This window comes from Bradyrhizobium sp. WSM4872, assembly GCF_055811715.1.
Window position 1 is genome coordinate 111,374 of the sequence record NZ_JBVVPT010000019.1, and the last position, 14,656, is coordinate 126,029.

At 63.9% G+C, this 14,656-nt stretch carries 15 protein-coding genes and 1 tRNA gene; 11 read left to right on the plus strand and 5 right to left on the minus strand.

The window, feature by feature from the left end; genetic code table 11:
* Positions 1-2: 2 nt before the first annotated feature.
* From AC0L3C_RS23835 to AC0L3C_RS23860, 6 genes are all read left to right on the plus strand, one after another.
* Positions 3-1,370, plus strand: a complete 1,368-nt coding sequence (locus AC0L3C_RS23835; protein WP_473409113.1) for a cytochrome P450 — start codon at positions 3-5, stop codon at positions 1,368-1,370.
* A gap of 50 nt (positions 1,371-1,420) precedes the next feature.
* Positions 1,421-2,830, plus strand: coding sequence for a DUF5939 domain-containing protein (locus AC0L3C_RS23840; protein ID WP_473409114.1), 1,410 nt, complete (start codon positions 1,421-1,423; stop codon positions 2,828-2,830).
* A 317-nt stretch (positions 2,831-3,147) separates the two neighbouring features.
* A complete protein-coding gene (locus AC0L3C_RS23845; RefSeq protein WP_473281741.1) occupies positions 3,148-3,636 on the plus strand; it encodes a tellurite resistance TerB family protein in 489 nt (162 codons plus the stop codon).
* A gap of 228 nt (positions 3,637-3,864) precedes the next feature.
* Positions 3,865-4,644 carry an SDR family NAD(P)-dependent oxidoreductase gene (locus AC0L3C_RS23850; protein ID WP_473409115.1) on the plus strand — a complete coding sequence of 260 codons (780 nt, stop codon included), beginning with the start codon at positions 3,865-3,867 and terminating at the stop codon, positions 4,642-4,644.
* A gap of 129 nt (positions 4,645-4,773) precedes the next feature.
* On the plus strand, positions 4,774-5,568 hold the full coding sequence (locus AC0L3C_RS23855; protein WP_473265577.1) for a glutamine amidotransferase: 795 nt from the start codon (positions 4,774-4,776) through the stop codon (positions 5,566-5,568).
* 97 nt (positions 5,569-5,665) lie between these two features.
* Complete coding sequence (locus AC0L3C_RS23860) at positions 5,666-6,478, plus strand: enoyl-CoA hydratase (RefSeq protein WP_473409116.1); 813 nt, start codon at positions 5,666-5,668, stop codon at positions 6,476-6,478.
* 119 nt (positions 6,479-6,597) lie between these two features.
* On the opposite strand, the gene AC0L3C_RS23865 is transcribed toward AC0L3C_RS23860, so the two are convergent.
* Positions 6,598-6,673: transfer RNA gene (locus AC0L3C_RS23865), tRNA-Ala, on the minus strand.
* Positions 6,674-6,861: 188 nt separating this feature from the next.
* Here AC0L3C_RS23865 and AC0L3C_RS23870 point away from each other — a divergent pair.
* The 3 genes from AC0L3C_RS23870 to folD are packed head-to-tail and all read left to right on the plus strand — an operon-like array spanning position 6,862 to position 8,412.
* Positions 6,862-7,152: a YggT family protein gene (locus tag AC0L3C_RS23870; RefSeq protein WP_007598721.1), complete on the plus strand. Its 291-nt coding sequence runs from the start codon at positions 6,862-6,864 to the stop codon at positions 7,150-7,152.
* 20 nt (positions 7,153-7,172) lie between these two features.
* The gene (locus AC0L3C_RS23875) at positions 7,173-7,517 is read left to right on the plus strand and encodes a DUF167 domain-containing protein (RefSeq protein ID WP_027566322.1); all 345 of its coding nucleotides are present in this window, start codon (positions 7,173-7,175) and stop codon (positions 7,515-7,517) included.
* Between the two features lie 10 nt (positions 7,518-7,527).
* Positions 7,528-8,412 (plus strand): bifunctional methylenetetrahydrofolate dehydrogenase/methenyltetrahydrofolate cyclohydrolase FolD, encoded by an 885-nt coding sequence (gene folD, locus AC0L3C_RS23880; protein WP_473409117.1) that lies wholly within the window; start codon positions 7,528-7,530, stop codon positions 8,410-8,412.
* Between the two features lie 67 nt (positions 8,413-8,479).
* Here the strand turns inward: folD and ppa are convergent, their stop codons facing one another.
* Both ppa and AC0L3C_RS23890 read right to left on the minus strand, forming a co-directional pair.
* On the minus strand, positions 8,480-9,016 hold the full coding sequence (ppa, locus tag AC0L3C_RS23885; protein ID WP_211394934.1) for an inorganic diphosphatase: 537 nt from the start codon (positions 9,014-9,016) through the stop codon (positions 8,480-8,482).
* 175 nt (positions 9,017-9,191) lie between these two features.
* Positions 9,192-9,701: a GNAT family N-acetyltransferase gene (locus tag AC0L3C_RS23890; RefSeq protein WP_007598725.1), complete on the minus strand. Its 510-nt coding sequence runs from the start codon at positions 9,699-9,701 to the stop codon at positions 9,192-9,194.
* A gap of 262 nt (positions 9,702-9,963) precedes the next feature.
* Here AC0L3C_RS23890 and AC0L3C_RS23895 point away from each other — a divergent pair, with 262 nt between their 5' ends.
* Positions 9,964-10,854, plus strand: coding sequence for an alpha/beta hydrolase family protein (locus tag AC0L3C_RS23895; protein ID WP_473409118.1), 891 nt, complete (start codon positions 9,964-9,966; stop codon positions 10,852-10,854).
* A 31-nt stretch (positions 10,855-10,885) separates the two neighbouring features.
* A complete protein-coding gene (locus AC0L3C_RS23900) occupies positions 10,886-11,293 on the plus strand; it encodes a thiol-disulfide oxidoreductase DCC family protein (protein WP_473265574.1) in 408 nt (135 codons plus the stop codon).
* A gap of 25 nt (positions 11,294-11,318) precedes the next feature.
* Here the strand turns inward: AC0L3C_RS23900 and AC0L3C_RS23905 are convergent, their stop codons facing one another.
* Positions 11,319-12,563, minus strand: a complete 1,245-nt coding sequence (locus AC0L3C_RS23905) for a flavin monoamine oxidase family protein (RefSeq protein WP_473409129.1) — start codon at positions 12,561-12,563, stop codon at positions 11,319-11,321.
* A 125-nt stretch (positions 12,564-12,688) separates the two neighbouring features.
* The gene (gene typA, locus AC0L3C_RS23910; RefSeq protein WP_473409119.1) at positions 12,689-14,515 is read right to left on the minus strand and encodes a translational GTPase TypA; all 1,827 of its coding nucleotides are present in this window, start codon (positions 14,513-14,515) and stop codon (positions 12,689-12,691) included.
* Positions 14,516-14,656 lie beyond the last annotated feature (141 nt).

The window sequence follows — 14,656 nt, forward strand, 5'->3', positions numbered from 1 at the left end:
CCATGAACATCGCCAGCGTGCGTCGGCCCATCGTCCCTCCGACCCCGCCGCGTGCGCCCGACGACATGTCGTTCCTCGGCCGGCTTGCCGTGCTCAAGCGAAACATGATCGCGACCTGGGGGCAGCGCGCCTACGAGGAAGACGTGATCGAGGGCCGCTTCTTCTTCCGCAACAGTTTCATCCTGAACCGGCCGGATGCGATCCGGCATGTCCTGCTCAGCAATTACGAGAATTATTCGCGCACCCCGGCGGGCATCCGCATGCTCCGCCCCGTGCTCGGCGACGGTCTTCTCATTGCGGAGGGCCATTCGTGGACGTTTCAGCGCCGCACTCTCGCGCCGGCGTTCACGCCGCGGGCGACGGCAAATCTCGTTCCGCACATGACCGCGGTGGTCGACGAGACCATCGCGAAGCTCGACGGGCGAACGAGCGAGCCGGTCGATCTGCGCGAGATCATGCAGCGCATGACGCTGGAAATCGCCGGACGCACCATGTTCTCGTTCGGCATGGACCGGCATGGTCCGACCTTGCGCAACTTCGTCATGGAATATGGAGCCCGACTCGGGCGGCCGTACTTGCTCGACATGGTGCTGCCGCTGTCCTGGCCGAGCCCGATGGATTTTGCCCGTGCCCGTTTCCGCAAGCGCTGGACTGAATTCGTCGCGATGCTGATCGCCGAGCGGCGCGAGATGGGCAAGAAGGACGGCGCGCCGCCGCGCGACCTGTTCGATCTCATGGACGAGGCGCGCGACCCTGAAACTGGCAAGGGCTTTTCGGACGAACAACTGGTCGACGAAGTCGCGACCATGATCCTCGCGGGTCACGAGACCACGGCGACCGCGCTCTTCTGGGCGCTCTATCTGCTCGCGCTCGATCCCGATACGCAGGAGGAGATCGCCTCCGAGACCCGTGGCGAACATCTCGACAGCATGGCCGACATCGATCGCCAGAAATTCACCCGCGCCGCGATCGAGGAGACCATGCGGCTTTATCCGCCGGCCTTCCTGATCGCCCGTGCCGCGCGCGAGAAGGACAACGCGGCCGGCGTCGCCATCGGCAAGGGCGACATCATCATGATCGCGCCATGGCTGCTGCACCGGCACGAGAAGCTGTGGGATCAGCCGAACGCGTTCATTCCAAAACGCTTCATGTCGACCGACGCGCCCGACCGCTTCGCCTATTTGCCGTTCGGTGCGGGTCCGCGCGTCTGCATCGGCGCACCGTTCGCGCAAGCCGAATCCGTGCTGGCGTTGGCCCGGCTGATCGGTGCGTTCCGCGTCGAGCTTGCCGATACCAGCCCTGTCATTCCGCTCGGCGTCGTCACGACCCAGCCGGACCGTTCGCCGCTGTTCCGCACTACGCGTCGGTGACAGGCGTTCGCCTGGCCGACGGCGTGATCCACACCAGATAGAGTTGCGCCATGAGCGATATCCAGGCCCAGTTTTCCGTTCTGAAGCAGACCGCCGATGCGAAAGTGGTCGACGCGATCGCGCGCCTCATCGAGGATGGCGAAGATCACGAGCTCAACCGCGTCAATGTCCTCGACTTCGCGAAGCAGCACGGTCTCGATGAAGAGCACGCGATCTCGGCATTCCTGCATTCGGCGCGGCTCGGTCTGTTCGATCTGGGCTGGAATGTGCTGTGCCCGGGCTGCGGCGGCGTGTTGGGTGCGCACTCGACCCTGAAAGCGCTCAAGCCCGACGACTATCACTGCGCGCTGTGCGCCTGCGGCTACAAGGCCTCCGTCGATGATCAGGTCGAAGTCTCCTTCACCGTCAATTCACGTGTCCGGCGCATTGCGGCGCATGATCCCGATACGCTTCCGGTCTGGGAGTACTTCAAGCAGGTGTTCTGGAGTTCCGGCGTCGACTTCAACAAGGAATCGTTTGCGACGCTCGCCAACGAGGTGACGCTGGATACGATGGAGCTGCCGGCCGGCGAGAAGGCGACCATGTCGCTGCAACTGCCGAACGATTTCATCATCATCTTCGAACCGGTGACGCACGCGGCCCATTTCATCGACGTGCAGGGCGAGCCCACCAAGGACCGTCAGCAGCTCGCCATCATGTACAACAGGGTGCAGGCGCCGACGGGAACCACGACCATGCGGCCGGGCCCGCTGCGGCTGTCGCTGGAGAACCATGCCGGCGTGCGCGTGCTGCCGTCGGTGTTCATCGCGGCCGAGGCGCTCCATCACCTCATCGGCAAGCGCAAGCCGTTCCTGACCGCCAAGCGGATGCTGTCGAACCAGACGTTTCGCGATGTCTTCAAGGCGGACAATCTCAGTCTCGACCAGCGGCTCCAGATCACCTCGCTGACCTTCCTGTTCACCGATCTGAAGGGATCGACCGCGCTCTATGAGCGCGTCGGCGATCTCGCCGCCTTCGACCTCGTGCGCGCGCATTTCCATGCGCTGCTCGAGATCATCTCCTCCGAGAAAGGCGCGGTGGTGAAGACCATCGGCGACGCCGTGATGGCGACCTTCGTCCGTCCCGAGCATGCGATCGCGGCGGGTTTGCGGATGCGCGCGGCGATGGACGAGCTCAACAAAAAGCGCGGCACCGCCGATCTCATCGTCAAGATCGGCATCCACGAAGGTCCGTGCCTCGCGGTGATGCTGAACGAGCGGCAGGATTATTTCGGCCAGACCGTCAACATCGCCGCCCGCGTGCAGAGCCTCTCGACCGCGCAGGAGATCCACATCACCGGCCCGGTGCTGGATGCACCGGCGGTCGCCGAAGTCCTCAAGCAGCGCGAAATCAGGCCGATCCAGAAGCAGGCCGCACTGCGCGGCATCGCCGACAAGATGGTGGTGTACGAGATACCGTGAGGGATCTGGGACGATGCTGCCACATTCTCCGTCATTGCGAGCGCAGCACTACGCCTCTCCGAGTCGTCCTGGCGAAAGCCAGGACCCATTACCCCAGGGAGTAGTTTGGCGAAGACTGCTTGTTCGGGACGGGTACCGCGGACAATCGATAGATTCCGCGGTATGGGTCCTGGCTTTCGCCAGGACGACATCAGTGGAGATTGCCGAAACGTAATGCAACGCGCGGAACTGACGCACGTTGCGCCGGTTGAGTTTCCTGCTCATATAATGCTGGTAGCAGTCGCGCTCCGCGGCTTCATCGATTTCGGTAGGACCTTATGCTCGACGGCCTGCGCCAATTCATCGCCGACATTGTTGCTCCCCATGCCCAGGACCGCGCATTCGGTGACAGTGATTACCGGCTGGCGGCGACCGCGCTGCTGGTTCACGTGATTTCGCTGGACGGCCAGCCGACGGCTGTCGAGCAGCGCAAGTTGCACAGCCTGATCGAAAGCCACTTCGGGCTCGATCGTGGCACCGCGGATCGTCTGATCGCGGATGCGACGGAGGTCGAGGGCGAGGCGGTCGACCTCTATCACTTCACCAGCATCATGATGCGCTCGCTCGACGAAGAAGGCCGCAAGCGGGTCGTCCAGATGATGTGGGAGCTGGTCTACGCCGACGGCCAGGTCACGGAGTTCGAGGATAATGTGGTCTGGCGCGCCTCCGACCTGCTCGGGATTTCGCAGCGGGACCGGATCGACCTGAAGCACGCAGTCGCAGATCGTGCCGGCGGCCAGGTCAAGGACAGCGCAGTCGGTGGGTGATCCGTGTCAACACCGCCAATTGGCGGTTGTGCAGACCACATGACGAAACTTTAATGTAGCCTCGGGCTGCCCGGGTTCCGGATTTCCCCTGTTAATCCGTGGTTTTCCTGCTTCCCCCGTTTCCCGCTCAAGTGGCTATGCGGCGGACGCCGCTTGCCTGTCGCGCACGGCCTATGCTCTCGTTCCAGCATTGCGGGGCCAAAAAACTTACATCAAGAGACTTCGATCGTGACTGAGCGGGTAACGTTGATCACCGGTGCCTCGGCGGGCATCGGCACGGAGCTGGCGCGTGTGTTCGCCGCGAACGGACACCGTCTTGCGCTGACGGCGCGGCGCGCGGACCGGCTCGAGGCGCTCGCGAACGAGCTCGCCGCTAAGGGCGGCAAGAAGCCGATTGTGATCGCCTGCGATCTCCAGGAGGCGGATGCCGGCGAGAAGATCGCCGCTGCGCTCGCTGCCGAAGGCGTCGAGCTCGACAATCTCGTCAACAATGCCGGCTTCGGCGTATTCGGCGACGCAATCGAGCGCGACCGCGTCGAGCAGGTCGGCATCGTCGATGTGAATGTCCGGGCTCTGACGGATCTGTCGCTGCGCTTTGCCGATCAGCTCATCAGGAACAAGGGCGGTCTTCTCAACGTCGGATCGGTCGCCGGCTTTCTGCCCGGCCCCGGCATGGCCGTCTATTACGCGTCCAAGGCCTATGTCATTTCCCTGACCGAGGCCTTGCGGGCGGAGCTTGCACCGCATGGCGTTCGCGTCACCGTCCTTTGCCCGGGCCCGGTGCCCACCGAATTCCAGGCGCGCGCCCGCGTTGGGTCCGGACATGATACGGCCCTTCTCAATGTTCCTGCCGCCGATGTCGCACGGCAGGCCTATCGCGGCCTGATGGCCAACAAGCGGGCAGTGCTCCCCGGTCTGTGCATCAAGATGGTGCCATTCGCGCTGCGCTTCTTCCCGCGCGGCTTCATCCTGTCCGCCACCAGCCGGTTTCAGAGGCAACGACACTAAAGGGAGCGCGCTTGGTCGGTCGTGGCCCGGAGCTTGCTTTCTATCGGGCGTGTGTGTGCGCAAACTCACACGAAATTAACGATCGCTTAGTTATGCTGGCGATCTGAACCGATAGCACTCGCAGAGACCATGTCGTTCCGGACGGACAGATTTGGTGGCGCAGAAGTGGTGCCCTTCCCCAGAAGGACGCCGAACGTCGCCGCCTCCGAAACCCGGCTGCCGGTTCTGATCATCCTGCATCAGGAATCCTCGACGCCCGGCCGCGTCGGCAATGCGCTGCGCGCGCTCGGCCATCGCCTCGACATCCGCCGTCCCCGCTTCGGCGATCCGCTGCCCGAGACCCTCGACCAGCATGCCGGCGCGGTGGTCTTCGGCGGTCCCATGAGCGCCAACGATCCCGACGACTACATCCGCCGCGAGATCGACTGGATCGAAATCCCGCTCCGCGAACAGCGGCCGTTCCTCGGCATCTGCCTCGGCGCGCAGATGCTGGCGAAGCAGTTGGGGGCCCGCGTCGCGCCGCATGCGGATGCGCTGACCCAGATCGGCTACTACCCGATCCGCCCGACACCCGCGGGACACCGGCTCTGCCCGAATTGGCCGGCGCGGGTCTATCATTGGCATCGCGAAGGCTTCGAGTTGCCGGTCGGCGCTGAACTGCTTGCCGAAGGCGATGATTTTCCGGTGCAGGCATTCCGCACCGGCAACGCTTTCGGCGTGCAGTTCCATCCTGACGTGACCTACGCGATGATGCATTGCTGGACCACGCGCGGCTATGACGGCCTCAGCGCGCCCGGCGCGCGGCAGCGGCATCACCATTTCGCGGACCGTGCCGTCTACGATGCCGCCGAACGCGCTTGGCTCGATCATTTCATCGACGGCTGGCTGACGCGGCGGCCGGTTCTGGCGCAAGCAGCCGAGTGATCGCGCCTTAGCGCAAGCTCTTCTCATCCGTTTGTATGCTAGGCTCATTGTCAACGAGCGCGCGCGAACGCGTGCCGGCAAACAAAGGGAGAGCGCCATGGCCTACGAACACATTCTCTATGAGGTCAGCGACAAGGTCGCGACCATCACGCTCAACCGTCCCGATCGCATGAATGCGTGGACGCCCATCATGGAGCGCGACGTGCGCCATGCGATGGAAGCATCGAGCGCCGATGACAATGTCCGCGTCATCGTGATCACCGGCGCCGGCCGCGCCTTCTGCGCCGGTGCCGACATGGATGCATTGAAGGGGCTCGACTCCGATGATGTCAGGCGCGCGTCGAACCTGCCGCCGTTCGACATGAATCGGCGGCCCGATTGGCAGACCCGCTACGGCTTCTATCCGTCGATCGGAAAGCCTGTCATCGCCATGCTCAATGGCGCGACCGCCGGCATCGGCCTCGTCCACGCGCTCTATTGCGACCTGCGCTTTGCCGCCGACAACACCGTGTTCACCACTGCCTTCGCCCGGCGTGGTCTGATCGCCGAGCACGGCATCAGCTGGATGCTGCCGCGAATCGTCGGCCACGCCAACGCGATGGATCTGTTGCTCTCGGCGCGCCGCGTTTCGAGTGACGAGGCGCTGCGGATCGGGCTGGTGAATCGGCTCTGCTCGCCCGAGAAGCTGCGCGAGGAGACTTACGCCTATGCGCGCGACCTCGTCGATTTCGTCTCGCCGAGCGCGATGGCCGTGATCAAGCGGCAGCTCTACGAGGTGCCGTTCCAGACGCTGGCGGAGGCGACGATCGCAGCCAACCGGGACATGATGGTGGCGCTGAACGGCAGCGATTTCCGGGAGGGGGTCGCGAGCTTCATGGAGAAGCGGCCGCCGAGGTTTACGGGGAAGTAGGGGGATTTCGGATGGAGCCCGCCGTCGCCCTTCGGGCTATGGCGGGGCAGCCTTCGCTCACTTCGCCGCGAGAGACCTTCCGGGCTTGCCGAGCCGTAGCTCGCGAAGCGAGCGAAGGCTGGTGGAGCCAGGCGGGATCGAACCGCCGACCTCGTCATTGCGAACGACGCGCTCTCCCAGCTGAGCTATGGCCCCTTTTGTAGGCCGCTCTGGTCAATGCGGCCGACAACCGGGCGCCATTTAAGTCCCCGCCAAGGTCAAGTCAAGGACGGCTGTAACCCGGTTTTAGCCATCCCGGCACCGACTTCCCTTGTTTGGACCGGGGGGAACCGATATCTAGCAAAAGACGTCAATCCCGACCGAAGCCAGAGTTTTCAAAAGCCATGCGTGCCGTTCTCGACATCGTCATCATCGTGCTCGACCTCTACGTCTGGCTGCTGATCGCGTCCGCGATCCTGTCCTGGCTGATCGCCTTCAACGTCGTGAACACCCGCAACCAGTTCGTTTCGGCGGTGGCGGAGTTCCTGTACCGAATCACGGAGCCGGTCCTGGCACCGATTCGCAATTTCCTGCCCAGCCTCGGCGGCCTCGATATCTCGCCGATTATCCTGATCCTGCTCATCATGTTCATCGAGCGGGTGATCCTGTACTACATCTACCCGAACGTGATCTAAGTCGACTGGAGCGCCCTGGGTTGCCAAAGAACCTTGTCATCAAGGAACCTTGGCGTTACGGGGCCGCAGGAATCAGCATCGCGCTACGGGTAACGCCGCGCGGCGGCCGCGACGATATCGACGGGATCGAGCAGCTCTCCGATGGCCGCAGCGTGCTCAAGGTGCGCGTCCGCGCCATCGCCGATGGCGGCGAGGCCAACAAGGCCGTTCTGGTGCTGCTGGCGAAATCGCTTGGCGTGCCCAAGGCCAGCGTCAAACTCCTGTCGGGAGCGACCTCGCGGCTGAAGCAGATCGCGGTCGACGGCGATCCGGCGCGGCTCGGCGAAGCCCTGCGCCAGCTCGCGTCAGCCAAATCGACAGACTGAGGAAACTGACATGGCCGCCAAGATCATCGACGGAAAAGTCATCGCCGCGGAACTTCGCGCCCGCGTCGCCGACGAGGTCGCACGCGTCAAGCGCGAGCACAATCTGGTGCCGGGCCTTGCGGTGGTCCTGGTCGGAAGCGATCCGGCGAGCGAGGTGTATGTCCGTTCGAAACACACCCAGACCCAGGCCGCCGGCATGGCCTCGTTCGAGCACAAGCTGCCGGCGGACGTCTCGCAGGCAGATCTCCTGGCGCTGGTCGCAAAACTCAACCGCGACCCTGCCGTGCACGGTATTCTGGTGCAACTGCCGCTGCCCAAGGGCCTCGACACCGAAGCCGTGGTCAATGCCATCGATCCCGCCAAGGATGTCGACGGGCTGCATCCGAACAATGCCGGCCGCCTCGCCGGCGGTTTCGAGGCGCTGTCGCCCTGCACGCCGCTCGGCTGCATCATTTTGACCAAGAGCGTGCATGCCTCGCTCGAAGGCATGAACGCCATCGTCATCGGCCGCTCCAACCTCGTCGGCCGCCCGCTGGTGCAGCTATTGCTGAACGAGAACGCCACGGTGACCATCGCGCATTCGCGCTCGCGCGACCTGCCCGGGCTCGTGAAGCGCGCCGACCTCGTCTACGCCGCGGTCGGAAAGCCCGAGATGGTGTGCGGCGACTGGCTGAAGCCGGGGGCGACCGTGATCGACGTCGGCATCAACCGGATTCCGAAGGACGACGGCAAGACGCGTCTCGTCGGCGATGTTGCCTATCAGGAAGCGCTCGCAGTGGCTGGCGCCATCACGCCGGTGCCGGGCGGCGTCGGCCAGATGACGGTCGCCTGCCTGCTCGTGAACACGTTGCGCGCGGCTTGCGCGATTGCCGGGCTGCCGAAGCCGGCGGTGTAACGCCACTCTCGTGTCCCGGACGCGGCGCGGCATGAAATGACGCGACGCTGAGCCGGGGCACGAAAACTCACCCGTTCTTCTTTTTCTCGCGATCGATGCCTTCGAGGATCAGCTTGTGCGCATCCTCAGGGCCGCCCCAGCGCAGGATCTTCACCCACTTGCCGGGTTCGAGATCCTTGTAATGTTCGAAGAAGTGCTGGATCTGCTGGAGCGTGATGTCCGGCAAGTCGGAATACGACTTCACCTTGTCGTAGCGCTGCGTCAGCTTCGACGACGGCACCGCCAAAATCTTCTCATCGCCGCCGGCTTCGTCTTCCATGAACAGCACGCCGACCGGGCGCACGCTCATGACCGCGCCGGGGATGATGGCGCGCGTGTTGATGATGAGAACGTCGCAGGGATCGCCGTCATCGGACAGTGTGTGCGGGATGAAGCCGTAGTTCCCGGGGTAACGCATCGGCGTGTAGAGGAAGCGGTCGACCACCAGCGTGCCGGCTTCCTTGTCCATCTCGTATTTAATCGGTTCGCCGCCCACGGGGACTTCGATGATGACGTTGACGTCGTGGGGGACATTTTTCCCGATCGAGACCGCATCGATACGCATTCAAGGCTCCGTTGTTGCCGAGGTTAAATCGCACCCGGCAGCGATTTTGGCGCTGTCATACGCGGGCTTGGCCCGCTGATCCATCGCGTTTTTGTGAAATAATGAATCCAGCGATCACCGGCTCAAGGCAACGGTATCGACGGAAGGAAAACGCTGCCGGCGGGACTTCAGCAGCTCAATTGGTCCAAGCGAAGGCAACCTTGTCGAGCGACTTCGGCCCGAAACGCTCCGAGGAGCGTGCCACCATGCGGCCGCCCAGGGCGCGGTAGAACTCGGTGGCCGGATCGTTGTCCGAGAGCGCCCACACCACCATGCTCTTCAGGCCGCTCTGCATCAGGTCGCGGCGGGCCGCGGTGAAGAGGCGGCGGCCAAAGCCCAGGCCCTGGAATTCAGGACGCAGATAGAGCTCGTAGACCTCGCCGTCGAAATGCAGGCTGCGGGCGCGGTTGCGGCCATAATTGGCGTAGCCTGCAATCTTGTCGCCGAACACCAGCACGCTGACGCGGCTGCCCTTGCGGATCGCGCTGTCCCACCATTGCGGACCGCGGCGGTTGATCAGCTTTTCCAGTTCGGCGCCGGGAATGATGCCCTGATAGGCGGAGCGCCAGGCTTCGTCATGGGTGGACGCCACCGCAGTTGCATCTGCGGCTTTGGCCGGCCGGACCTCGATCAGGGTTGTGCTCATGGACGTGATCAAACCAAGTCGCCGCGCCGGCGGCAAGACCTATCCTTAATTATCGGTTAACCTGTGGACTTTCTGCATCAGTATTTGACCCGTGTTGTACCGAAAAAAGACAAGACGCCAATTCGAATGGCACCGGAGTGCTGTGCGTCGGTGCAAAACTGCTTTGCGGCAACGAATGAACGGCAATGGCAACGCAGAAAGTCTGCCGATATTGATTCGTTCCTACTAGTCTGACCGTCGCTGTTCTCGCCTCCGGCAATTCATGCGACTTCTCAACGTCCTCGTGCTCCTGGCTCTGTTGGCCTTGCTGACTGCGCCACCCGTGTGCGCTCAGGTCATTTTTGGTGCGTCCGGAGCGGAGGGCGATCAGTTTCGGCGGCAGCAATGGCGCGTGCCGTCGCCGGATACCGACATCGCCGCTCATGCCCTGCTGTTTCGCCCGCCGGGTGCCGGCCCGTTCCGGCTTGCGGTGATCGCGCATGCTTCAACGCAAAATGGTCTGCGGCGCGCGCAAACGCCACAGCCGGAATACCGCGCACTCGCTGCGTTCCTCGTCGCGCGCGGGTTCGCCGTGCTGGTGCCGGAACGGCTCGGCCATGGCGTAACAGGCGGCCGCTATGTCGAGGACCAGGGTGGCTGTGACGAGGCGGACTATGCGCGCTCGGGCCGCGCAACGGCCGACGAAATCGCGCTAGCATTGGACTATGTGCGAAAGCAGGATTTTATCCGCAAGGACGCCGCGATCGTGATCGGCCATTCCGCCGGCGGTTGGGGCGCGCTGGCGCTTGCCAATGCCGATCCGAAGACGATCTCCACCATCATCGCCTTTGCGCCGGGGCGCGGCGGCCATGCCAATGACGAGCCGAACCGGATCTGCGCGCCGCATACGCTTCTCGCGGCGGCGGCTGAGTTCGGCAAGGCCGCGCGCATCCCCGTCACATGGATCGTTTCCGCCAATGACAGCTACTTTGCGCCGAAATTTTCGCTCGCGTTGGTCGACGCGTTTCGGCGCAGCGGCGGCAAGGTCGAGTTCCGTGCGCTGCCGGCCGTGGGCAGCGAGGGTCATTGGATGATCGAAGCCGAAGCCGGTGTCAAAGCTGCCAGTGCCGAACTCGATCGCGCGCTGAAGCCGGCGGCTGGCAAAAAGCCATGACGCTGAATTTCCTGATATTGGACAATCGCTGATGCCCAAATGGCCCGACGATGACGTCATCCTGTTCGACGGCGTCTGCATCTTCTGCTCGCGCTGGGTCCGCTTCGTCGCGCAACGTGATACAGCGAAGCGATTTCGCTTCACGCCGATCCAGTCGGACTATGGCGCCCGGCTCGCACGCACGTTCGGCATCGATCCCGATGATCCCGACACCAATGCCGTGGTTCATGGTGGCGAGGTGTTCATGAAGTCGGACGCTGCGCTGACGGTACTGTCGCAGCTTCCCGGCTGGAGCTGGGTGAGCGCGTTGTTCGCCGTGCCGAAAGCGTTGCGCGACCCGGTGTACAGCCTCATCGCACGCAACCGCTATCGCATCTTTGGCAAGTACGATGCGTGCTTCGTGCCTGATGCTGATTTGCGGGCGCGGGTGATCGAGTGATCCGTCACGCGAGCGGAGCGTGTGGTTACGGTTTGCCCGAAACCCCCAGCACTTCCTGCGCCGCCCGCTCCCCTGAGTCCCTCGCCCCGTGCGCGGTCGAGAAAAAGTTCGGCGACGTCGCCTCTCCCGCAAAGAACAGCCGCCCATCGACCGGTGCCGCCAGCACGGCGCGGTCACCGGCGTGGCCGGGCAGCGCGTGCGAATATGAGCCCCGCGCGAAGGGGTCGTGCGCCCAGCGCGACTCGTAGAGCGGCCTCAGCTTTCGCCTGATGTCGTTGCCGAGCAGGCCCGCGATCTCGTCGATGCTTTGCGCGGCAATCGCGCCGTCGCCGGCATCTTCCAGTTCGCGCGCAAAGCTGCCGCCGAAAAAGCCTTCGATGCAGGGCTGGCCGAACGGGCGGATATGATAGGTGCCCATGTCGGTGCGCATGGTGGCGCCACGCAAATTACCTTCTTTCGGGAAGGCTTCGGCATCGTCGAGCGCTAGCGTGATCTTGTCGTCGACGCCGAGCGGCAGGCCGGCCGCGGCATCGACCTTGGCGAGGAGAGGGGGCGAGAAGCGGATCGCCTCATTGGCGATCAGGTTGGTCGGCACGGTGACGATCACCTTGTCCGCACTCAGCGCGCCCTGCGATGTCTCGATGCGGATGCGCTGGCCGGAATGATCGATCAACGTGACGTTACAGTTCAGCGCCACCGGGCATGGCGCGCCATAGGCCGTGATCAGAGCGCCGTAGCCGCGGCGGACGCGCCAGTTGAGGTCACTGTCCTCATAGGCGTCCCAGTCCAGCGTCGACATGTCCTTCAGTTCGCAGCCGTTGATATAGGTCGAGATCGCGTCGATCATGGGATTCCAGCGATTGCCGGGCTCCAGGCTCAAGCTCGCGGGGACATCCTTGCCCTTCTGGGCAGTCGTCCACAGCCGCTGATAGAAGGCGTCCATCGCGTGCATGAAATCGTCGCGCTCGGCTTTCGGAAACGCGTTGCCATAGGCGCGCTCGCGCCAGGGCGGGAGGTCCTTGTTGACCTCGAAGCCGAGCTGCTTTGCAATCGCGACGAAGGAGTTGTTGTCCGCCGAATGCAGCCAGCCGCAGCCGACGTCGAAGGTGACGTCGGGCGAGGCCTGCACCGTCCAGGCCCGCCCGCCGAGCCGGTCGCGCGCCTCGATCACGACCACGGAGAGGCCGGAGCGTGCCAGTGCATGCGCCGCGCCGAGGCCGGCGGCGCCCGCACCGATGATCGCGACGTCAACGGAGGAGGGGAGGGACATAGCGGTCAATTTCATCGTCATGCCCGGGCTTGTCCCGGGCATCCACGTAATTGACACCAGTATCGAAGACGTGGATGGCCGGGACAAGCCCGGCCATGACGCATTCGTCGTGTGTCCGAGTGGCCTTAAGCCACCGCTTCCTTGGACTTTTCCGCGCGCTTGCGCTCGTTCGGGTCGAGGTGCCGCTTGCGCAGCCGGATCGACTTCGGCGTGATCTCCACCAGCTCGTCGTCCTCGATATAGGCCAGCGCCTTTTCCAGCGTCATGCGGATCGGCGGGGTCAGGCGCACGGCTTCGTCCTTGGAGGTCGTGCGGATGTTGGTGAGCTGCTTGCCCTTGAGCACGTTGATCTCGAGGTCGTTGTCGCGGGTATGCTCGCCGACGATCATGCCCTTGTAGACCTTCCAGCCCGGCTCGATCATCATCGGGCCGCGATCTTCCAGCTTGAACATCGCGTAAGCCACCGCTTCGCCTTGGTCGTTGGAGATCAGCACGCCGTTGCGGCGGCCCTGGATCTCGCCCTTGTACGCCGCGTAGCCGTGGAACAGGCGGTTCATGATCGCGGTGCCGCGAGTGTCGGTGAGCAGTTCGCCCTGGTAGCCGATCAGGCCGCGGGTCGGCGCGTAGAACACCAGCCGCAGGCGGTTGCCGCCGGACGGCTTCATCTCGATCAGCTCGGACTTGCGCTCGCTCATCTTCTGCACGACGACGCCGGAATGCTCCTCGTCGACGTCGATGACGACTTCCTCGATCGGCTCCAGCGTGGCGCCGGTGGCCTCGTCTTTCTGAAATACGACGCGCGGACGCGACACCGAGAGCTCGAAGCCCTCGCGGCGCATGGTCTCGATCAGGATCGCGAGCTGCAATTCGCCGCGGCCCGAAACTTCCATCGCGTCCTTGTCGGAGGCTTCGACGACCCGCAGCGCGACGTTTCCTTCCGACTCGCGCAGCAGGCGGTCGCGGATCATGCGGCTGGTCACCTTGTCGCCTTCGGTGCCGGCGAGCGGCGAGTTGTTGACGATGAAAGACATCGACACTGTCGGCGGGTCGATCGGCTGCGCCACCAGTGGGGTGTCGACCGACGGATCGCAGAAGGTATCGGCGACGGTGCCCTTGGTCAGGCCGGCGATCGCGACGATGTCGCCTGCCTCGGCCTCGTCGAGAGGAGTGCGCTCGATGCCGCGGAAGGCGAGGATCTTGGTGATGCGGCCGGTCTCGATGGTCTTGCCGTCGGCGCCCAGCACCTTCACAGCCTGGTTCGGCTTGATCGAACCGGAAGAGATGCGGCCGGTGATGATGCGGCCGAGATAGGGGTTGGCTTCCAGAATGGTGCCGATCATGCGGAACGGGCCTTCCTCGACGGTCGGCGGCGCGACATGGCGCACGATCAGGTCGAACAGCGGCTGCATGCCGGCTTCCTGCGATCCATCCGGGCTGTCGGCCATCCAGCCTTGCTTGGCCGACCCGTAGAGGATCGGGAAGTCAAGCTGCTCCTCGCTGGCGTCGAGCGCCGCGAACAGATCGAACACCTCGTTGATGACTTCGGTCGCCCGCGCGTCGGGACGGTCGACCTTGTTGATCACGACGATCGGCTTCAAACCGACCTTGAGCGCCTTGGAGACCACGAATTTGGTCTGCGGCAGCGGGCCTTCGGCGGCGTCGACCAGCACCAGCGCGCCGTCCACCATGTTGAGGATGCGCTCGACCTCACCGCCGAAATCGGCGTGGCCTGGGGTGTCGACGATGTTGATGCGAGTGTCCTTCCACTGCACCGAGGCCGCCTTGGCCAGAATGGTGATGCCGCGCTCGCGCTCCAGATCGTTGGAGTCCATGGCGCGTTCGGTCACCTTCTGGTTCTCGCGATAGGTGCCGGATTGCTGGAGGAGGCGGTCGACCAGGGTCGTCTTGCCGTGGTCGACGTGGGCGATGATGGCGATGTTGCGAAGGTTCATGAGTGAGCTTCTTTGCGGTCGGACAATGGGTTAAGCGCGATCTCGCCGGTCAGACCGGGACCTCTTCTCGAAACAACGCTTGAAGACTGGAAACGGGGCGCTTTCCGCCCAAAAGGGAAAGCCCGGCATATCGACCGGGCA